This window comes from Flavobacterium sp. HSC-32F16 (assembly GCF_024171645.1).
GTDB lineage: Bacteria > Bacteroidota > Bacteroidia > Flavobacteriales > Flavobacteriaceae > Flavobacterium.
In genome coordinates, this window is sequence record NZ_JALKAC010000002.1 from 30,804 (window position 1) to 50,088 (window position 19,285).

At 33.6% G+C, this 19,285-nt stretch carries 19 protein-coding genes and 1 pseudogene; 3 read left to right on the plus strand and 17 right to left on the minus strand.

Features of this window, described 5'->3' with window-relative positions; translation table 11 throughout:
• Positions 1–61: 61 nt before the first annotated feature.
• The 5 genes from L1276_RS06690 to L1276_RS06710 form a co-directional block, all read right to left on the minus strand.
• Positions 62–1,162 carry a suppressor of fused domain protein gene (locus L1276_RS06690; RefSeq protein ID WP_253786326.1) on the minus strand — a complete coding sequence of 367 codons (1,101 nt, stop codon included), beginning with the start codon at positions 1,160–1,162 and terminating at the stop codon, positions 62–64.
• 195 nt (positions 1,163–1,357) lie between these two features.
• Positions 1,358–1,723, minus strand: coding sequence for a DUF805 domain-containing protein (locus L1276_RS06695; protein WP_253787841.1), 366 nt, complete (start codon positions 1,721–1,723; stop codon positions 1,358–1,360).
• A gap of 199 nt (positions 1,724–1,922) precedes the next feature.
• Positions 1,923–2,198, minus strand: coding sequence for a TM2 domain-containing protein (locus L1276_RS06700; protein WP_253786327.1), 276 nt, complete (start codon positions 2,196–2,198; stop codon positions 1,923–1,925).
• 19 nt (positions 2,199–2,217) lie between these two features.
• Positions 2,218–2,589, minus strand: a complete 372-nt coding sequence (locus L1276_RS06705) for a DUF805 domain-containing protein (protein WP_253786328.1) — start codon at positions 2,587–2,589, stop codon at positions 2,218–2,220.
• Positions 2,590–2,792: 203 nt separating this feature from the next.
• Positions 2,793–3,737, minus strand: coding sequence for a 2-hydroxyacid dehydrogenase (locus tag L1276_RS06710; RefSeq protein WP_253786329.1), 945 nt, complete (start codon positions 3,735–3,737; stop codon positions 2,793–2,795).
• A gap of 261 nt (positions 3,738–3,998) precedes the next feature.
• On the opposite strand from L1276_RS06710, the gene nhaA reads away from it, so the two are divergent.
• The 3 genes and pseudogenes from nhaA to L1276_RS25355 form a co-directional block, all read left to right on the plus strand.
• Complete coding sequence (gene nhaA, locus L1276_RS06715; protein ID WP_253786330.1) at positions 3,999–5,144, plus strand: Na+/H+ antiporter NhaA; 1,146 nt, start codon at positions 3,999–4,001, stop codon at positions 5,142–5,144.
• A gap of 49 nt (positions 5,145–5,193) precedes the next feature.
• Positions 5,194–5,727, plus strand: a complete 534-nt coding sequence (locus L1276_RS06720) for a hypothetical protein (protein ID WP_253786331.1) — start codon at positions 5,194–5,196, stop codon at positions 5,725–5,727.
• A gap of 185 nt (positions 5,728–5,912) precedes the next feature.
• Positions 5,913–5,994: pseudogene (locus L1276_RS25355) on the plus strand (cytochrome c); the annotation flags it as partial.
• A gap of 239 nt (positions 5,995–6,233) precedes the next feature.
• Here L1276_RS25355 and proC read toward each other — a convergent pair.
• From proC to L1276_RS06785, 12 genes are all read right to left on the minus strand, one after another.
• A complete protein-coding gene (gene proC, locus L1276_RS06730) occupies positions 6,234–7,010 on the minus strand; it encodes a pyrroline-5-carboxylate reductase (protein WP_253786333.1) in 777 nt (258 codons plus the stop codon).
• Between the two features lie 113 nt (positions 7,011–7,123).
• Positions 7,124–8,473 carry a magnesium transporter gene (gene mgtE / locus L1276_RS06735; protein WP_253786334.1) on the minus strand — a complete coding sequence of 450 codons (1,350 nt, stop codon included), beginning with the start codon at positions 8,471–8,473 and terminating at the stop codon, positions 7,124–7,126.
• Positions 8,457–9,242 carry a 16S rRNA (adenine(1518)-N(6)/adenine(1519)-N(6))-dimethyltransferase RsmA gene (rsmA, locus tag L1276_RS06740; protein WP_253786335.1) on the minus strand — a complete coding sequence of 262 codons (786 nt, stop codon included), beginning with the start codon at positions 9,240–9,242 and terminating at the stop codon, positions 8,457–8,459. The genes mgtE and rsmA overlap by 17 nt, the downstream gene beginning before the upstream one ends.
• 244 nt (positions 9,243–9,486) lie before the next feature.
• Positions 9,487–9,798, minus strand: a complete 312-nt coding sequence (locus tag L1276_RS06745; RefSeq protein ID WP_253786336.1) for a DUF4286 family protein — start codon at positions 9,796–9,798, stop codon at positions 9,487–9,489.
• 107 nt (positions 9,799–9,905) lie between these two features.
• The gene (locus tag L1276_RS06750) at positions 9,906–11,687 is read right to left on the minus strand and encodes a tetratricopeptide repeat protein (protein WP_253786337.1); all 1,782 of its coding nucleotides are present in this window, start codon (positions 11,685–11,687) and stop codon (positions 9,906–9,908) included.
• A 62-nt stretch (positions 11,688–11,749) separates the two neighbouring features.
• Positions 11,750–12,574 carry a prolipoprotein diacylglyceryl transferase gene (lgt, locus tag L1276_RS06755; RefSeq protein ID WP_253786338.1) on the minus strand — a complete coding sequence of 275 codons (825 nt, stop codon included), beginning with the start codon at positions 12,572–12,574 and terminating at the stop codon, positions 11,750–11,752.
• Between the two features lie 94 nt (positions 12,575–12,668).
• A complete protein-coding gene (gene serS / locus L1276_RS06760) occupies positions 12,669–13,940 on the minus strand; it encodes a serine--tRNA ligase (protein WP_253786339.1) in 1,272 nt (423 codons plus the stop codon).
• A 290-nt stretch (positions 13,941–14,230) separates the two neighbouring features.
• Complete coding sequence (locus L1276_RS06765; RefSeq protein ID WP_253786340.1) at positions 14,231–15,640, minus strand: tetratricopeptide repeat protein; 1,410 nt, start codon at positions 15,638–15,640, stop codon at positions 14,231–14,233.
• 24 nt (positions 15,641–15,664) lie between these two features.
• Positions 15,665–16,561 carry a hypothetical protein gene (locus L1276_RS06770; protein WP_253786341.1) on the minus strand — a complete coding sequence of 299 codons (897 nt, stop codon included), beginning with the start codon at positions 16,559–16,561 and terminating at the stop codon, positions 15,665–15,667.
• A 92-nt stretch (positions 16,562–16,653) separates the two neighbouring features.
• Positions 16,654–18,198 carry a patatin-like phospholipase family protein gene (locus tag L1276_RS06775; RefSeq protein ID WP_253786342.1) on the minus strand — a complete coding sequence of 515 codons (1,545 nt, stop codon included), beginning with the start codon at positions 18,196–18,198 and terminating at the stop codon, positions 16,654–16,656.
• A 284-nt stretch (positions 18,199–18,482) separates the two neighbouring features.
• A complete protein-coding gene (locus L1276_RS06780) occupies positions 18,483–19,025 on the minus strand; it encodes a hypothetical protein (RefSeq protein WP_253786343.1) in 543 nt (180 codons plus the stop codon).
• A gap of 71 nt (positions 19,026–19,096) precedes the next feature.
• A complete protein-coding gene (locus L1276_RS06785) occupies positions 19,097–19,267 on the minus strand; it encodes a hypothetical protein (RefSeq protein ID WP_253786344.1) in 171 nt (56 codons plus the stop codon).
• Positions 19,268–19,285: the final 18 nt, after the last annotated feature.

The window sequence follows — 19,285 nt, forward strand, 5'->3', positions numbered from 1 at the left end:
CCACTTTGAAAAATCTATATTCCAAAATTAATCAGGGATATTTTTTATTGTGTACTTTTATTTACACAACTTCTTCCCGCTTTAAATTGAATATCTCATCTTCAATATTATCAAGTTTAGCCAGAACACCTTCTGAACCGGACTCTATCATTTCATTTCTTTCTCTAAGCGAAATTGGTACTATCCACAAAAAGTTCACATTTGCCCCTCTAAAATCAGCCAGCTTAATTTTGGGCAAAACTTTTAATTTGTTAGTAAGAACCGCATAATTAAATTTTTCGCTAATACCTGTTTGAAATTCGACCGTATGACCTTCTGCTAGAAAAGTAACAAAATCCCACGGTATTGCTGTTATTCTGCTTATACAGCTCCCAATACTGTTTATATGTTTATTTTCTATTTCTGATTGAAGGATAAACCCCATTTCAATTCTATTCTTTTCATTTGGGTTTTCATAATACATTTCAATTTTAGGCTGCGGCCTTAATGATACCGCTACAGTCGCAAAAATAGTTTTTTCTTTACTTTCATGCAGATAAAGCCCTTTTGGAGGCCATTCTGAATTGTCAATAGCAAAATATCTATTACTTTCTCCAAATGTATCATCATAGTAATTTAAAATTTCCGGCTGTAGAAACTCAAAAGGATTTCTCTCTTCATTCCAGGATGCTAAAAATTCTGCGGCTCTTTTGACACGATCATGCATTTCATTATCTTCTGTAAGTTCCCAGGAAAAAGGCGCTGAACCTTTACAATCCCTAGCATATCCATAAAATCCGCCATTACCGCTCCAGCTTGGGATTACGCTTAAAATTTCGCCATTTTCCAGCAATGCTGCTCCATCGCCTTCTTCCAGCCAAACGATTTCCAAATTACTTTCGTCTAATGTTTTTTGACCTTCCGGGAATTTGCAGAACTCTTTGGTTAACATAGGCGGGATGCCTTTTTCCATTAATTTTTCTTCTATATCTATCGGTGCCCCGCTTAAATTTCTAATCCAGCAGCTTTTGACACCAAAATCTTCATGATCTCCATATAAATAAAAATAAGCTGTCCTGTTATCCTGTTCAACAATTGCAGTAATAGGACAACTGGGACTTCTTAATTCAAGAACAACCCTGGCCTTTTCTATTTTATTACTGTTTCTATTAAATAGCCCCATAATTTTATTTCTTCAATGAATATTATAATCTAATATCGTTCATTTATTCGTTAAATGCTACTAATATTAACAAATTATAAAAACACTACGATTTTCTGCTTTTAACTCTATCTAAAATTCAAAAAAAAATCCCATTTACAAATAGAATGCAAATGGAATTTATAGTACAACTTTATTTAAAACTGATTTTGGAATTTATTCTTTTCCAATTTCATCTAGTTCTTCCAATTCATTTTTAGGATCTGCCCCGTATTGATTTGGTCCTTTTTCGCCATCAATACAAGCTAAATATAAACTGTAAAATGGAATAAGCAAAAACCAGCCGCTTTTACCCACATCATGCATTCTTCTAACTCCAGCTGCAATCGCAGGAATTAAAACTGCTAAACTGTAAAGGTTGCCAATTAAAGCAAGTTTAGGTGAAATTAATCCTAGGATAAACCCTAAAACAAAACTAATTAGAACATTCGCCAAAGCAAACAACCAGTATTCTTTTCTTCTTGCTCTTCCGTTAAAGTTTGCGTAGTTTTCAAAAACTACTTTTTTATACATTTCTAACATAATTAAAATCTTTAAAAATTTCCCTACTCTTTTTGGATTTTCAGTTACTCCATTACTTTTAATAAAGTGCAAGATTACTTACTTTAAGTATTTCCAAAAGGAACCAGACGTCATTATTATATCAAAAAAAGACATATTTTAGGCCAAATATGTTTGAAATAAAAAACTCCCAATCTTTCGAATGGGAGCTTTAATGTTTTTACAACCAGCCTTTCTTGCCAACCTGATATGTTTGATAAAAATCTTCATCAGATTTCGTCAGGTAAATGATTCCTTCTATTAAACCAATTATACCGCCTATTCCACATAAAAGGCCTAAAAGAAGCTGAATAATACCTTCTTTACTGTATCCTAAGTAAAATTTATGAATTCCTAATGCTCCTAATAATATCGCAAGGATTCCTGCAACCACTTTTTTGTTTTCTGGTTTATACCCAGAAGGCGTATTCCATGATTCTGGTTTTGTAGTTTCCATATTTCTTTATAAATAATGATTACAATTCAGCTTTACCAATTTCGTTAACTTCATCAAATTCATTTTTAGGATCTGGACCATATGCATTGGCTCCTCTATCTCCTTCAGTACATGCTAAAATCAAGTTATAAATTGGAATAAGGACAAACCATCCGCTTTTACCTACGTCATGCATTCTTCTAATAGCCACAGCTATCGAAGGAACAAGAACAGCAAGGCTGTAAACGTTTGCAATTAAGCCTAAGCTCGGTGAAATTAATCCAGCTACAAAGCCTAAAACAAAACTTATAATAATATTTGCTAAGAAAAACATCCAATATTCTTTTCTTCTTGCTCTTCCGTTAAAATTCGCATAGTTTTCAAAAACCACTTTTTTGTACCATTCAATCATAATTAATAAAATTAGTTTAGTAATAATGCCTACTCTTTTTGGATTTTCGGCTTCTCCACGAGAATTAAAGAAAAGTTATTTAGACTCATTCTTTTAATATTCGGAAACAATATTATTAAAAATTAACAAATAAAACTAATTGGCAGCGAAAAATTTACAGGAAAAGACTCGTTATTTAAAATTAAAAAAATATAAGCCTGATTTTAAGCATATACAGCTATAATTTTGTCAACTATAACCTGCGCTAAACGTTCATGGCTTTCAAAAGTCCAGCCGGCAATGTGCGGTGTTAGCAAAACATTTTTTGATTCCAGCAGATATTGAAATGCTTCGGGAGTATTTTTATCCTGAAAAAGAGTTTCAAAAGATAATTTCTCATATTCTAAAACATCTAATCCGGCTCCTAATATCTTTTTATTTTTCATTGCGTCAACTAAATCAGCCGTCACAATATTTTTTCCTCGAGAAGTATTAATAATCCAAAATGGTTTTACAAAACCATTTATAAAAACTGAATTAACCATTTTATCCGTTTCTGGTGTCCAAGGCAAATGAAGACTTAAAACATCTGTTTTCTTCTGTAATTCCTCAAGCGAAACCTGTTTTGCATTTTCGTCTCCAACATTTTCCAGAATATCATAGCATAAAACTTCTGTTTCAAAACCGCGAAGTTTTTTAGCAAAAGCTTTTCCCATATTTCCATAACCAATAATTCCAACCGTTTTGCCCTCTAATTCATGACCTCGATTGCTTTCGCGATTCCATTGTCCACTTTTCACTTCGGCGTCTGCCTGATTTAAATTATTAAAAAGGGAAAGAATTACACCAAGCGAATGTTCTGCAACCGCATTTCGATTTCCTTCGGGCGCTGCAATTAAATGAATTCCTTTTGTTTCGGCATAATCGCAGTCAATACTTTCTAAACCTGCTCCAACTCTTGCTATGAATTGAAGTTTTGCAGCTTTGTCTAAAAAGGTTTTGTCGATTTTAAATCGGCTTCGAATTACAATCCCGTTATAATCCTGAATTTTAGCTTCAATTTCTTCTTTAGAAGATTTAAAATCGGCGTGATTTTCGAAACCTGCCTGTTCAAGCTGATCCCAAAGAACCGGATGATTACTGTCGATATGTAAAATTTTTATACTCATTTTTTAATTGTGTTTAACTCAAACAAAAATACAGTAATTCTTTAAAAGTTATTTTAAATATTACTCTTGATGCTTTGCCTTTTGCTTTGGAATGCGGATTAAAAAAATTAAAAATAGATTTTCGTCATTTTTCTTAGCAAAAAATCTTTGCGTATCCGCGGCTTAATGTCAACACTTTTTTATTGGTCAGATTTTTTTTAACTTTGAAAATACGAGTTTCAAGAAAACCCTATCTTTCTAAATTATCACAAACTTTCCAAAATGAAATTAACCAAGACTTTTAAAGCCTTTTTTGAAAACGAAAAATCAGGAGGATTACTCTTACTATTCGTTACTATAATTTCGTTATGCGCGGCAAACTCTTCTTATTCGGCTGAATATATTGGTTTTTGGGAAAAAGATTTGGGCGGACATTCGATCACGCATTGGATCAATGACGGCTTAATGACCATTTTCTTTTTATTGATTGGTTTAGAACTGGAACGCGAAATTTATCATGGTGAATTATCAAATATAAAGAATGCTTCACTGCCCATTATGGCGGCATTTGGTGGTATGCTGGTTCCTGCAGCCACATTTCTGGCGTTGAACTATGGAACGACAACTCAAAAAGGAGCCGGAATTCCTATGGCAACTGATATCGCTTTTGCAATTGGAATTTTATCCCTTTTAGGAAACAAAGTTCCGGCCTCATTAAAAGTTTTTTTAACAGCACTTGCGGTTATTGACGATTTGGGAGCTATAATCGTTATTGCAATATTTTATACCACTTCAATTGGGTTTGTAAATCTTGCGATTGCATTAGGAATTTGGATTTTCTTATTCATTTTAAATCGAATGAAAATTTACAATTTGATTCCGTATTTAATCGGCGGTGTTATAATGTGGTATTTTATGCTTAATTCCGGCGTTCATGCAACAATAACCGGCGTCATACTCGCCTTTGTAATTCCGTTTGGCGATGGCGGCGAAAAATCTACTTCATACAAACTGCAGCATTTTTTGCATAAACCTGCTGCTTTTTTTATTCTGCCTCTTTTTGCAATTGCTAATACCTGTATTGCAATACAACCAAACTGGCATATTGGTTTAAATCATCCCAATGCATTTGGAATTATTTTAGGTCTGGTAATAGGTAAACCTTTAGGAATAGTGCTTTTTTCTTCAATAGGCATAAGTGCCGGATTATGTGCTTTGCCAAAAAATCTAAGATGGGCACATATTTTAGGCGCCGGAATGTTGGGCGGAATTGGTTTTACAATGTCAATTTTCATTACACTTCTTGCTTTTCAGGACCCGGAAATTATTTTGTATTCCAAAATATCTATTCTAATTGCTTCGATACTTTCAGGAGCACTTGGATATGCTTATTTAAAGTTTATTTTGACGAAGGAAAAAAGTGTTTAATTTTTTTAGCGAAGATTAAGCAGATTCAATTTTAAATCCAATTAAAAAAATGAAAAAATCGTACTGTTTATTACTTCTTATTTTATTTTCCTGTACTGATAAAAAGACCGTTCCGGTTTCTGAAACTTCTGAATCTGCCACAACAAAAGGCACGGTTACTTTAGAAAAAGCCTTTAATGAAAAATCAATAGAAGGCACTTATGAAACTAAAGCAGAAGAAAATGATTCCGGCGAATGCAGACTTTCTCTGCAAATAGCTAAAACAAAAAAAGGATATTCTTATTTATTAAAAACAAAAAGCAGTGAACTGAAAGGCATTGCCACTTTTAAAACCCAAAAATACGGAGAAAAATACTTGATTTTAGAAGGCATAAAATGGGCTGAATACGAAGGTGACATAAGCAATGAAGAAGAAAATGATTCCATTTCAGATTCAAAAGATTTGGAAATTCCTGTTGGAATCAGCGCCAGTTATGTAAAAGATACCCTTACAATTCAAAATTATGGCAATTCAATGAATTATTACACGAAGCTTTCAGACTGTGACAGGAAATATATTCAATTAATAAAGCTCCAAAAATAAAATTCCAAACTTCGCAAATGAAGAGAATACGTCATATTCTTTTATATTCAATTACTTTTATAATTCTACTCGTTGGAGTAATCTTTTATGAAATAAAAACATCTGAACCTCAAACAAACTTGTATTGTCAAATTTCCGTTCCCTTTTGCGGGACTAAACCTCTTGAATTAACGGACAGCCAATATGAAGGAAAAGAAATTTTCAATTCTAATTGTGCCGCATGCCATAAACTTGACGCCAGAAGCACCGGACCAGCACTTCGTAACATAGATTCTATAATTTTCACAAAATGGATGATCGATAAAAACCACAAAATTGACAGCATCAAAATTGAGAACTTGGGAATTGATTACCACCGAACTATGTTTAAAGAAGTTATAAATAAAAAAAATCTCCCGCTGCTAGTAGATTATTGCTCAAGAACAGATGATTAAATTCCAAAAACAAAAAATTCCAAATCCCAGCAAGAACTGGAATTTGGAATTTAAAATTGAAAATTATTCTTTTTATCCTTTGATTTGTTTCAAAGAAGTCTTGATTCCTTTTATTAAAGACGAACTGAAACCATTGTGTTCCATTTCATTTAAACCCACAATTGTACAGCCTTGAGGCGTTGTTACACGATCAATTAATTGTTCCGGATGTACTTTTTCCTCTAATAACATTTTTGCTGCTCCTTTTACCGTTTGTGCAGCAATTGCGAGAGCGGTGTTTGAATCAAACCCAATTTCAATTCCTGCCTGCATAGAGGCACGAATATAACGCAAAGCATATGCAGTACCACATGCACCTAAAACTGTCGCTGCATCCATTAATTTTTCATCGATTACCGGCGCAGTCCCTAAATCCTGAAACAAGTCAACAATTGGTGTGGCATTTTCTTTATATTTTTCCGGGAAAGAAATACAAGTTGCCGATTCTCCAAACTGTGCTGCAATGTTTGGCATAATACGCACAACCGGATATTCATTATTTGTTTTTGACTGAAGAATATCCAAAGACAAGCCGCTTACGGCAGAAGCAATGGTTTTATTTTGGATAACTGGCAGAATCTCCGCCAAAACAGTATCTACCTGATACGGTTTTATGGTTAAGATCACTACATCAGCTTCCTGAATATTATGTTTATTATCGTTAGAAACCGTAATTCCATATTCAGCTAAATATTGAATACTTGCGATATTTCTTCTGGTTACGGTTACTTGATTGTTTTTAGAAAATTTTGCAATTCCCAAGGCAATAGAAACTCCAAGGTTTCCTCCCCCTATAATGTGTACTTTCATCCTGCTTGGTTTTTATTTATTTTTGGCTGCTGAACAGCAGATTTTTTCGGCGTGTAAATTACGCAGATTTTACAGATTTTAAATCACTGTAATCTATTAATTTGTGGAAAAAATTAAAACCCAAGAATCAATTTGGCCACTCCAAAATAGAGCATAATTCCAAATACGTCATTGGTTGTAGTAATAAACGGCCCCGTTGCAATAGCGGGATCTATTTTATTTTTATGCAGAAAAAGCGGCACTAAAGTTCCTAAAGTTGCTGCAAACATAATAACCACTATCATAGAAATCGAAATAGCGATTCCCACTAAATATTGTCCATACATAAGAGAATGATAGGCCAGCAAAAGTAATGAAATGATACTTCCGGAAATCATCGAAACGGTAATCTCTTTACTAAAATAGCTTCGGCTGAACTCTTTCAAAGTTCCGTTTGCTAAACCCTGAACTACGATTGCTGATGCCTGAACACCAATATTTCCGGCAGTTGCCGACAGTAAAGGCACAAAAATAATTAAAGTTGAATATTTTTGAAAAGCGGTTTCATTATCCTTTAAAACAAAAGAAGCCACAATTTCGATTACCATTCCTATTAAAAGCCAAGGCAAACGTGCTTTTGTCAATTCAAGAACGCTGTCGTTTGTTTCAATATCCTGTGTAATACCCGCAGCTAACTGGTAATCTTTATCTGCTTCATCTTTAATTACGTCTACGATATCATCAATTGTAATTCTTCCTACCAAACGACCTAACTCATCTACAACCGGAATCGCCTCTAAATCGTACTTTTGCATGATACGGGCTACCTCAACATCTTCGGTGTCTACATTTACGAAATTTAATTTTCGAATATAAATATCTCCAATTTGAGTTTTAGTAGAAGTTGTCAATAAATCTTTAAGAGATAAACGGCCTTTTAAGCGGTTTTCATCATCAACAACATAAATAGAATGTACTCTCGAAACATTTTCTGCCTGAATTCGCATTTCTTTTACGCAGGTTAAAACATTCCAATTTTCATTGACTTTTACAAGCTCTTTACCCATCAAACCACCTGCCGTGTTTTCGTCGTAGCGTAATAATTCGACAATGTCTTTAGCATGTTCAACGTCTACTAATTCCGAAATAACTTCTGCTTTTATTTCCTGCGAAAGTTCGGCGATGATATCGGCAGCATCATTTGTTTCAAGCTCATCAAGCTCTTCAGCAATCTCTTTAGGTGAAAGTCGGCTTAAGATATTTTCACGCAGATCCTCTTCTAATTCAAGAAGAATTTCGGCTGTTTTATCACTATCTAAAACTTTGAAAATGTAAGTTGCTTCGTCAAAATCTAATTCTTCAAGAATTTCGGCGATATCCGCATGGTGAAGGTCGTTAAGTAAAACTTCAAGTTCATTGTCATTTTTCTTAACGATTAAATCTTCTAATTGATGAATAAATTCTTTGCTAACTTTGAACTCCATCGGCTTCTATTTTTTGAGTCAAAACAATAAATTCGTCAACGCTTAACTGTTCCGGACGCTTATCAAAGATAATGTCTTCTCGCAGTTTATCTGATAAATTTAATGTTTTCAAACTGTTACGTAATGTTTTTCGTCTTTGCTGAAAAGCCGTTTTTACAACCGTAAAAAATAACTTTTCACCACACGGAAGACTATAATCTTCCTTTCGGGTCATTTTCATCACACCCGACTTGACCTTGGGCGGAGGAATAAAAACATTTTCGTTTACAGTAAACAAATACTCAGTATCATAGAAGGCCTGAGCTAAAACGGATAAGATTCCGTAAGCTTTTGATCCTTTTTTCTCACAGATTCGCTCTGCAACTTCTTTTTGAAACATTCCGGAAAACTCCGGAATCTGATTTCTAAACTCTAATGTTCTAAAAACAATTTGAGTCGAAATATTATAAGGAAAGTTTCCAATTATTGCAAATTGCTTGTCCTTATAAACTTCATTAATATTGTATTTCAGAAAATCCTGAGAGATAATCTGATCTTTTAATTTTGGATAATTCTCGCCTAAATACACCACAGATTCTGTGTCAATTTCAATAACGTGTGTATTTATCGGCTTGTCAAGCAAATATTTAGTCAACACACCCATCCCTGGTCCTATTTCTAAAACCTCATCATATCCCTTTAAGCTCAAAGTATCAGCAATTGCTTTTGCAATACTTTCGTCTTTAAGGAAATGTTGTCCTAAATGTTTTTTGGCTTTTACTTTTTCCATTTTCTTTTCTTGTTTTGCCGCGAGGGCGCAAAAGTATTCTTTTTGCTGTGAAGGGTCAAAGCTTATTTCACTTTTTTTGCCACGAAGACTCAAAGATTCAAAGCTTTAGATTTGTTTACTGCGAATTCCACAAATTATCACAAATTTTGAATCTAATAATCTGTGTAAATTAGTTCCATCAGCCAAATCTGCAGGCTATTTTTTTACTGATCCCGATAGCTGTCGGGAGAGACTGAATACTTAATTAATGTTCTGAAATAACCTCAAGCTCTGTTCTAAAAGAAAGCAATTTATCTGCAAATAATTCTAACGCTTCTCTGTCAAACTGCGGTTGATTTTCTATGTAATACTTTTCTAAAGTTTCTTTGCTGTCTGTTGTATATTGAACTGAATACGTAATTCCGCCCATTTCTTCTTCAATCAAAACTTTTACAATTCTTGCTGATGAAAATTTTTGTGTCGCCAAAATCTCCGGTATGTGCTTTTCCTGCATCCATTTTAACCATTGATCATGTACGCTTTCGTGTATATTTGTAGTAACGTTATAAATTATCATGTTTCTTAATTTTAGATCTCAGATTTTAGATTTTAGATTCTCTGTAAAGTTTAGAATCTAATTGAACTAAATTCAAAAATCACTTTATAAATTCTGTTTTTGGAATTTTACAAATTCTTATCCCCTCTTAACTCGCGGTATTTTTTTCTGGCATCAACAAAGTAAATACTGTCCTGATGATTAAAAATTACCTTTTCATACAAAGGCTTTGCCTTTTCTATATCTTTTAATTCGTCGTTGTAAATTTCTGCTGAAAAAAACAGCGCTTCATCCACATAAATTCCGTCGCTGTGATTGTCTATAATTTGCTGGTATTGGCTCAAAGCCGTGACAAAATCATTCTGACTTTCATATATTTTACCTAAACGCAACAAAGTTACAGCTTCTATTTCCTGACCTTTAAAGGTTTTTAAAATATTCTGAAACTGGGTAATAGCTTCTGGTTTTTTATTCTGATAAAGTAAAAAATCGCCTTTTGCAAATTGTTTTAATGCCGTTTGTGTCGAATCAGCAGCGGTATTGTCATTTATCAGTAAAAAATATTCAAGAGCGTCATTAGCTATTAATTGTGTGTTTGCCGATTTTAATTCTTTAAATTGTTTTAAAGCCCATTCAAAATCAGTTTTAAAATAACTTGTTTTCGCAGCTTTTAAACTGGCTTCATGCGCCATTACGTCATTCTTTAAATCCAGCTGAATCTGCGAATAATAAATTAATGCCTGATTGAACTTTTCTTCTAAAAGCAAAATATCAGCCAGCTCCATTTTGGCATCAGCCTGCTGATATGCATTTAAATTTAACGTCAGGGCTTTTTTTACAACTGCCTTTCCTTCTTCAGTCTTTTTTAAATTAAAAGCCAAAAAATGTGCCTGAATTAATTGCAAAGATAAGGTAAAAGGAGTTACTTCGTAAGTAACCAGTAATTGCTGCAATTCGTTTGTAATAGCGGGATATTCTTTTTCCTGCGCTTTATCAATTTTAATCTGTATTAAACTTGCATTACTTTTAATCAGTAAATCGACATCCTTAGTGTTTTGCAGAATGAAATTCAGAATTTCAGAAGCTGTTTCTGTATCATCTTCATTCAACGCAAACTGACTCAAATTTACAATGCTGATTAAAGATTCCGGTTCACGTTTGTAAATCGCTTTTTCCTGAATAAAGGCTTTTCCGAATTCTTTCTGCTGTACATAAAACCAGCTTAAATAATGATTCCAAAATACGTCCTGCTCTTTCTGGGTTCTTAAAATTAATGCTTTTCGCATTGCATCTTTAAAACCCGTATTGTCAGTTTCACCATTCATGAAACGAGAAAGCTGCATTTGGATTAAATTCGCATTCTGCTGATTATTATAGGATTCTGTCAGCAAAAGATCAATCATCAAATCAGTTTTTCCCAACTGGCCGTACAACATTCCTATTTGAAAATTAAAATTGTAATTCGGCTGGACCTGCATTGCTGTTTGATAAGATCTTAATGCATATTCTAATAAAACCTTTTTCTCGAAAGCATTTCCAACTCCGTAAACATCATTAGGATTGGTTTTAATTTTTTCAATTGCCTGTTCATAGTAATTTTTGGCTTTTGATTCGTTTTTTTGCAATTGATAATTGTATCCCAATTCAACCAAAAAAACACCTTGTTTGTAGCGATTGTAACGTTCCAGGATTGTTTTCTCTGCAATATCAAACTGTTGTAACTGCTGGTAACAATCTATCGTTCTTAAAAAATATTGGGTATTGGATGGCGAAATTCTTAAAAGATCTTCGTAGATAATCTTCGCTTTTTCGAAATCGCCCTTATCGTAGTAATTGTTTGCTAACTGTTCGTTTTGCGAGAACATAAAACCAGACCACAACAAAAAGATATAGATAAAGATATTTTTCATATTTCAGTTTTTTTAGCCGCAGTTTTCATTCTCAGTTTACAGTTCCAATATAAAACTGAAAACTATTCTCTAATTTCAGTTCTTGATTTCCAGATAATCAAAGTTAATCCAATTAAAACAAAGGGAATACTTAAAACTTGTCCCATATTTATTATCATGTTGTTTTCAAAAACTTCCTGGTTTTCTTTAAAAAATTCAATTATAAATCTGGCCAAAAACAATAAAGTCAGAAAAGATCCAAATAGTAATCCGTTCGTTTGCTTTATTTTATCTGATTTATACATCCAAAATAAAATTCCAAAAATCAACAAATACGAAAATGCCTCATACAATTGTGTTGGATGTCTCGGAATTAAATCATCTCTCTGAAAAACAACTCCCCAATTTCCATTAGTAGGTTTTCCATAAATTTCTGAATTCATAAAATTTCCGAATCTGATGAAAGCGCCTGTAACGGGAACTCCAATTGCCATTCGGTCTAAAAGCCACAAAAACTTCACTTTGTATTTTCTGCAATATAAAATCATTGCAATTAAAACACCAATTGTTCCGCCATGACTTGCCAAGCCCTGAAAACCAACAAATTTATAAACACCGCCAATTTTCTGAATTGGTAAAAGAATCTCTATCGGATGCTGTAGAAAATAATCGGGTTCATAAAAAAAGCAATGTCCTAATCTGGCTCCTAAAACGGTTCCTACAATTACGTAAACCAATAAACTATCCAGATTCTCTACGGAAATATTTTCTTTTTTATAAATATTTCTGACAATATAATAGCCCAATAAAAGTCCCGTTGCAAAAAGAGCTCCATAATATTTCAAAGGGAAACTGTCTGTAATCATTACAATTACAGGATCTAGATTCCAATTTAAAATTCCGCTCATATTAACTTTATTTTTAGTTCTGCTCTTTATTAAAACTAAGAAACCTAACAGGTTTAAAAACCCGTTAGGTTTAATTCCCTAAATTACTAAAAATTTAGTTTATAATATCAAATCCGCAGTAAGGACGTAAAACTTCTGGAATTACGATTCCTTCCGGCGTTTGGTAATTTTCTAAAATTCCGGCTAAAACTCTAGGCAATGCTAATGAACTTCCGTTTAATGTATGTGCCAGTTGATTTTTCCCGTCTTTATCTTTGAAACGTAATTTCAAGCGGTTCGCCTGAAAAGTTTCGAAGTTAGAAACAGAACTAATTTCTAACCAGCGGTCCTGTGCTGTAGAAAATACTTCAAAATCATACGTCAAAGCCGATGTGAATCCCATATCGCCTCCACAAAGACGTAAAATTCTATATGGCAATTTCAATTCCTGAAGAATATTTTTCACATGCTCTACCATTCCGTCAAGAGCTTCGTATGATTTATCCGGATGCTCAACACGTACGATTTCTACTTTGTCAAACTGATGCAAACGGTTTAATCCACGAACGTGCGCTCCGTAAGAACCTGCTTCACGACGGAAACATGGTGTGTAAGCCGTATGTAAAACCGGTAAGTCACTTTCGTTTAAAATAACATCGCGGAATAAATTTGTAACCGGAACCTCAGCCGTTGGAATCAAATATAAATCATCAACTCCTGCGTGATACATCTGCCCTTCTTTATCAGGCAATTGTCCTGTTCCGTAACCTGAAGCTTCGTTTACCAAATGCGGCACCTGAACTTCGTTATATCCTGCAGCTGTATTTTTATCTAAAAAATAATTAATTAAGGCACGCTGTAAACGAGCTCCTTTTCCTTTGTAAACAGGGAATCCGGCACCCGTAATTTTTACTCCTAATTCAAAATCGATTATATCGTATTTCTTTACCAATTCCCAGTGAGGCTGTGCGCCTTCGTGCAAAACTGGAATATCTCCTTCTTCAAAAACATTCAAATTGTCATCTGGAGTTTTTCCTTCAGGAACAATATCAGCCGGAAGATTTGGAAGCGTGTATAATATATTTGTTAACTCAACAGCCAAAGCTTCTGCCTTTTCTCCAAGTTCTTTGCTTTTTTCTTTTAATGAAACCGTTTTTTCTTTTAAGATTGCTGCTTTAGCTTTCTCTCCCGCTTTCATTAATTCGCCTATATCTTTGGACAATTTATTAGATTCAGCTAAAGTATTATCTAATTCCACCTGAGCTGCACGACGGTTTTCGTCTAATTGCACCACCTCTTCAACAACGCTTTTAGCATCGATATTTCGTTTTGCTAAAGCCTTGATTACTTTCTCCTGATTTTCTCTAATAAATGCGATTTGTAACATAGCTTGATTTTTATAACTATTGTATTTTTTTATAACGGAAGCAAATTTAAGGAAATGTTTGCTAAGATTACCTACAAAGTTTAGTCTAAAGTTATTTCGTGGATTTTGAAGATTTCACAGAGATACACGAACGTTTCGCAAAGATGCACAAAGAGTTTTTTATTTTGAGAGAAGAAGAATTAAAAGAGGCAGAATATTTATAAAAATCAAAATACCATTCCCCCTAAAGCCCATCGGATTGACATATACCATAACATCTGATAAAACTTAAAATAAAATTCTAACTAAATCTATTCCTTTATTACTTTAAACGTTTCTACAGTTTCGCCTATAGTCGTTTTCAAAATATAAAATCCAGAATCTAATCCGATAATATTTATACTTCCGTCGCTGGTTTTTCCTTTTAAAACCGATTTTGATTCAAAATTAAAGAACTCAAAATCAAAGTTTTTAGAATTAAGGTTTTCAACGTTAATTGTAGTTTGTGCCGGATTTGGAAAAACATAAGGTTTGTTTTTAACTATTTTTTCCGGCTGATGTTTATTGCAGGCGTCTTCTAAAAGTGTATCAAGATCAAATTCGTCGTACGCTAAAGTATAATTAAGTTCTTTTGCTTTTTGAAACAATTCGCAGGCATCGTCATATTTTTTCTGATCCAGATAAATTATCCCGAGATTTTTCATCGCATACGAATTGTTTTTATCCATTTCTAGTGCTGCTTTCAAATCGGCGATTCCTTTTTTGGATTCTCCCAGTTTGTGGTAAATTAAGCCACGGGTTGTTCTTAAATCTCTTCCGCCATAAGCGGTCGTTCTTTCAATAATCAGCTTTTCGTATTGAAAAGCTTTCTGGATATTTTCAAATGCTTTTTCATACTCGCTTTCATCACTCAATAACCTGGCAAGTCCCCAGTATGCATGGGCATGATCTGGTTTTTCGATTACAATTTTCTCTAAATAATAGCGCGCCAGATCATTTGATTTTCTTTGTTGCAGCAATGTTGCAAAATTATATAAAATGCGATAATCATTGGGCGCGTTCTTAATTGCTTTATGATAATAATTCATAGCAAAGCTTTCCATCTCAAGCGCTGCATAAATACTTGCCATTCGGTCATAAAGTTTACTTCGAAAGATTGCGGTCTTTTTTTGAGCCGAATCTGAAAGAACTAATTTTTTGTTTTTAGGATCTTTATCGATCGAGTATTCAACTTTTTTTAAATCCTCAATTGCCAAAGTAGTATTGCCAAGACTAATACTTAAAACACCACGATTGTAAAGATCATTTATTTTTGTTGGATTAAAATTAGTCCGCGTATTAATATCCGTCAGCATTTTTAAGGCTTTGGCTACGGTTTGTTCACGGTCTTTATTAAACGGAAGTTTATGATCTGTTCTGCCTGTCATTTTTCCATGCGAAAAATTCCACGTTACCAGTTTTTCACCTTGTTTATTGTATTGAAAACAATCGCCGTCTTTCAATCCGTCTTTATCAAAATAAAAAACTTCGTTTAGTTTTCCGCTCGAATAATAGGTTTTAGAGCTGTCCGGTTTTTTATCTTCGCCATACCAAATAGCAACCGAAACTACTTTATCATCATAAAAATATCGGGTGACATTATCAGATACCTCTTTTTCTTTTTCCTGAGCCAGCAGGAAAACAGGCCAAATTAATAAAGCAAAAAGGATCTTTTTAGACATTTTTAGTTTCAATTAAATACGAAATTACAAAAATCGGCTTCGATCGTCTTTATTAAACAAATAGGTTTTTCCATCAAATTTTAATCTTTGAAACTCTTTTTTAACTTTTAAATCGCTTTTTTGCTGAATATCATTTGCCAAATCTTCTTCAACCGCATCTTCATATGAATAGATTTTAGAAACCATTAAATCGTAAAAACCATTTGTCTGCGTATCCGAAATACTAATTCCTGTTTCTAAAGTTTCTATTTGATACGTTCCCCCACCGTTTGAATCTCCATTGGCAGACCGAATTGGGTATTCGTATAAAACTTTCTTCATTTGTTTTCCGTCGAAAGTAAGAATCGTAAATTTTTCTTCAGAATACATTACAACTCTGCTGTTCGAATACACTTCTGTACTCAAAGCAATTGCCGGAGTTTTGTCGTTTAATTGCAATAAATCTTTAAGAATATAAGTTTTGGCCGCTCTTAAACCTTCGTTTTCATAATAACCCAGATTTTTATCTGTTTCTTCGTGCAGAATTTTTCCGTCTTCGCTGTTTACAAAAACGTATTTTCTTTCGTAGTAATTGCCTAAATCTTCTTCTTTTGATTTTGCTTTCGCAGATTTATCAATAATAGAAATAACGAAGAAAGTCACATTTTCATTGTACCGAATTGAGCTTACATCTTCGGTTTTGATGGCCGTATATTTGATTTTTAGATTTTCGGCCGTTTTTTTCAGCAGATTCAAATCGAGTTCATCAGATGGAATAATGTATTCGCTTTTCTTAAATATCAGCTTTTCGACTGCTTTGGGGCTTTCAGACTGAACGGCTAATGATGGGGCGTTTTCTTCAACAAGTTGCTTTTCATTCTTCCCACAGGAGAATAAAAATAGAAAAGCGCCACTGAGAATTAAGTAGGTTTTAATTTTCATTGGTTTATGATTTTAAATTTAGGGGCTCTCAAATATAAAATATTCTTAATTAGCTTTTTAAATAAAATCAAAAATTTAATAAAATTGGCTGTTTATTTGTATTCTACTAACAAATCTCTTAATTCATTGTTTTTTAAAAATACCGCAAATCTCCCTGATAAAAGCAGAATATCTCTTTCTTCTGGTCTAATGCGTAATTTGGTTTCAATATGAGAGGCATATTCATACAGCAGTAAAATTTCTCCAGCTGAAAGTTCCGGGAATTTATCTTTTTGAAGTGTGGCCGCAATTATCTGTCCGTCTTTGTCTTTTCTAAATGCGCTTTCGCCAAATTTATCTATGATATCTTTCTTAAAATCGGCATATAATTTCAGCCAGCCGCTCACATCGTCATTGGTATTTTTTAATTCCATAACCAGTTCTTCATACTTTTCGTCTTTTTTCATTTTATGCAAATGATTGCGAATTGTGGTAAAACCAATAATCTGATAATTCGTTACCGGAATTTTGTATCGTTCAAAAGTATTTTCAACATCTTTATCAAAAGTCATATATCGGGTTTGAACAGTATAAAGTGAAGCCGTTTCAAACAATGAAAGAAGTCCAATTTTGGTATCGTTTATATAAGGTTCTTTTTTCCCTTGGCCAAGACAATCAATGAAAAGTGCTTTTTTGTTTTTATCTTCAACTTTAGTATCGGCATGAAGTAGTTCTGCCAAAGTTTTGTAACCCATATTGTCTGAAGCACCGCCGTCGATAATACATAAAATTTTATCCTGATTTTTTATTCCGAATTTGACTTTTGGAAGAACTCCTGGAAAAGCAGAACTTGCCGTAATGCCATACGTTACCGGAAAATTATAACCGTCATTTATCTTATTTTCATTTAATGCAATATCCGCTTTATTCGGCGCAAGCGATTCATCTATAGATAAACCTTTAATAATATGAGGCATAAACGGAATGCGTTCGCCGTTATTAAAAGCTGTTCCGTTTGCGACAAACATTGGTAACGAAGGTTCTATTTTACTTTCTTTCGAAACAAAAAAATCAGATAAAAGCATTTGAGTGCTAAATTTATCTTTGTTATCAGGATTTAATGCGTCGTATTGCAAAATATCGGCATCTATGCGCTGTGACATTGATATTTTATCCCCTTTTTCGTTTCGGCTGTTGTTTAAAAGTGACAGAATATTGGCCGATTTATCTACATAATCTTTATAAGCATCGGCTTTTGAAAAGTAAAATTCGTTGAAAGAACAATTTTCGCTCTGCAGCTTATTTTTTAGAAGAGTTAAATAATATCCAGTTGAAAAACAGCCTCCCGAAACTGCTGAATAATAATCAATTTCATTTAAGAAATTGCGTTCCATATTGTTTTCGCTGATTTCTTCAAGTCCAAGAAGAACACCCATGCTAAAAAACTGCGCGCGCGATCCTCCTCCGGAAATTCCTATTCCTAAAGCAATATTAGGATTCTGAAATTTTTTATCTCTTTCCTGAACCGATTTATAATCACTTAAAGAAACTGCAGGAATCGAATTGTAATGGATCTCCGAAAAAAGGTTGATTTTGTTTTGAGAAATTGCTGTTTGGGCAAAAAGAATGAGCAAAACCGGGCAGTACTTAAATCTCATTTTGGTTGTTTTTTGAATAGATAAATCACTCAAAGCGAAATTAATAAAGATATTGCACAAAGCGACGCCAAGACTGCAAAAGATTCGCTAAGAATATTTTAAAAAAATGTGAATTAGTACACAAACTTGTCATTTCGGCTGAAAGGAGAAATCGCACTAATAATTCGACATGCTAAACCGCTAATCTTTGCAGAGTTTCTTGTGCGATTTCTCCTTTAAGTCGAAATGACAAAAACTATAAACCTTTGTCTCTTTGAAACTTAAACCTCTAAACCTTCAAAAAACTAAGCTCTTTTAATTTCATGCCCAACAAATTCCTCTAAAACGGCAAACATATCGTCTACAGAAAGTACTTCAAAATCAGGATGATTTTTTAAGAAATTGGCGTTTAATTCAGCAAGATTTTCTACTAATTCGAAAAAAGTATCGTTGTTTAACGAATCTCGAATTGGGTTTACGCCTTCTAATTTCCCTTTTAGAAATTTGCCCAATTTAATATTACTCATTATTCTAACTTTCTTGCTTTGTTCCTGAAACAATTCTAAATGTTTTTCGGCACCAATTAAAGCCAGGCCTTCTTCAATAAGTTCGTTAAGTTCTTTGTTCCAGCCTGAGTTGTAGACAAACTGCGAAAAATTTCCTTCGGTATATTGCGAATAGTAATAATCAAGATAGTAACTCGTAAGCGCATCTTCATGAATAAGTTCATCGTCAACACCTTCTTCACGCATTAAGTTGATTACCGAAATATTAGAGTGAATAACATCCTGCGGATTTTCACTTTTCATTGCTGTTTCAGAAACTATAATTCTACCGAATTCCTCCATTGTGGTTTTATTTTGAGATTTGCTTTGCAAAGTTGAGTTAAATTAAAACAGAAAAAAAATACATTCTGGTTTTATATGATTCCAGATTCATCACTTTTGTTTTTTTTATTCATTTTTGCCACTAAGGCTTTCAAACGTAAGGCGTGAGCTTTTTTCTCTTCTTGGATTTTAGCCTTTTTTCGTTTTAGCAATTTAGTGTGCAAAGCTTTGTTTTTAGTATTTTTTTCGGGTCCTTTTGCCATGATTTTGTATGCTTCTTT

Coding starts and splice junctions, on each gene's coding strand:
- proC (WP_253786333.1), bottom strand. CDS start 7,010: ATGAAAGTACACATTATAGGGGGAGGAAACCTTGGAGTTTCTATTGCC.
- L1276_RS06765 (WP_253786340.1), bottom strand. CDS start 15,640: ATGTCTAAAAAGATCCTTTTTGCTTTATTAATTTGGCCTGTTTTCCTG.
- L1276_RS06710 (WP_253786329.1), bottom strand. CDS start 3,737: ATGAGTATAAAAATTTTACATATCGACAGTAATCATCCGGTTCTTTGG.
- serS (WP_253786339.1), bottom strand. CDS start 13,940: ATGTTACAAATCGCATTTATTAGAGAAAATCAGGAGAAAGTAATCAAG.
- L1276_RS06745 (WP_253786336.1), bottom strand. CDS start 9,798: ATGATAATTTATAACGTTACTACAAATATACACGAAAGCGTACATGAT.
- rsmA (WP_253786335.1), bottom strand. CDS start 9,242: ATGGAAAAAGTAAAAGCCAAAAAACATTTAGGACAACATTTCCTTAAA.
- nhaA (WP_253786330.1), top strand. CDS start 3,999: ATGAAATTAACCAAGACTTTTAAAGCCTTTTTTGAAAACGAAAAATCA.
- L1276_RS06750 (WP_253786337.1), bottom strand. CDS start 11,687: ATGAAAAATATCTTTATCTATATCTTTTTGTTGTGGTCTGGTTTTATG.
- L1276_RS06775 (WP_253786342.1), bottom strand. CDS start 18,198: ATGAGATTTAAGTACTGCCCGGTTTTGCTCATTCTTTTTGCCCAAACA.
- L1276_RS06690 (WP_253786326.1), bottom strand. CDS start 1,162: ATGGGGCTATTTAATAGAAACAGTAATAAAATAGAAAAGGCCAGGGTT.
- L1276_RS06770 (WP_253786341.1), bottom strand. CDS start 16,561: ATGAAAATTAAAACCTACTTAATTCTCAGTGGCGCTTTTCTATTTTTA.
- L1276_RS06785 (WP_253786344.1), bottom strand. CDS start 19,267: ATGGCAAAAGGACCCGAAAAAAATACTAAAAACAAAGCTTTGCACACT.
- L1276_RS06695 (WP_253787841.1), bottom strand. CDS start 1,723: ATGTTAGAAATGTATAAAAAAGTAGTTTTTGAAAACTACGCAAACTTT.
- mgtE (WP_253786334.1), bottom strand. CDS start 8,473: ATGGAGTTCAAAGTTAGCAAAGAATTTATTCATCAATTAGAAGATTTA.
- lgt (WP_253786338.1), bottom strand. CDS start 12,574: ATGAGCGGAATTTTAAATTGGAATCTAGATCCTGTAATTGTAATGATT.
- L1276_RS06700 (WP_253786327.1), bottom strand. CDS start 2,198: ATGGAAACTACAAAACCAGAATCATGGAATACGCCTTCTGGGTATAAA.
- L1276_RS06780 (WP_253786343.1), bottom strand. CDS start 19,025: ATGGAGGAATTCGGTAGAATTATAGTTTCTGAAACAGCAATGAAAAGT.
- L1276_RS06705 (WP_253786328.1), bottom strand. CDS start 2,589: ATGATTGAATGGTACAAAAAAGTGGTTTTTGAAAACTATGCGAATTTT.
- L1276_RS06720 (WP_253786331.1), top strand. CDS start 5,194: ATGAAAAAATCGTACTGTTTATTACTTCTTATTTTATTTTCCTGTACT.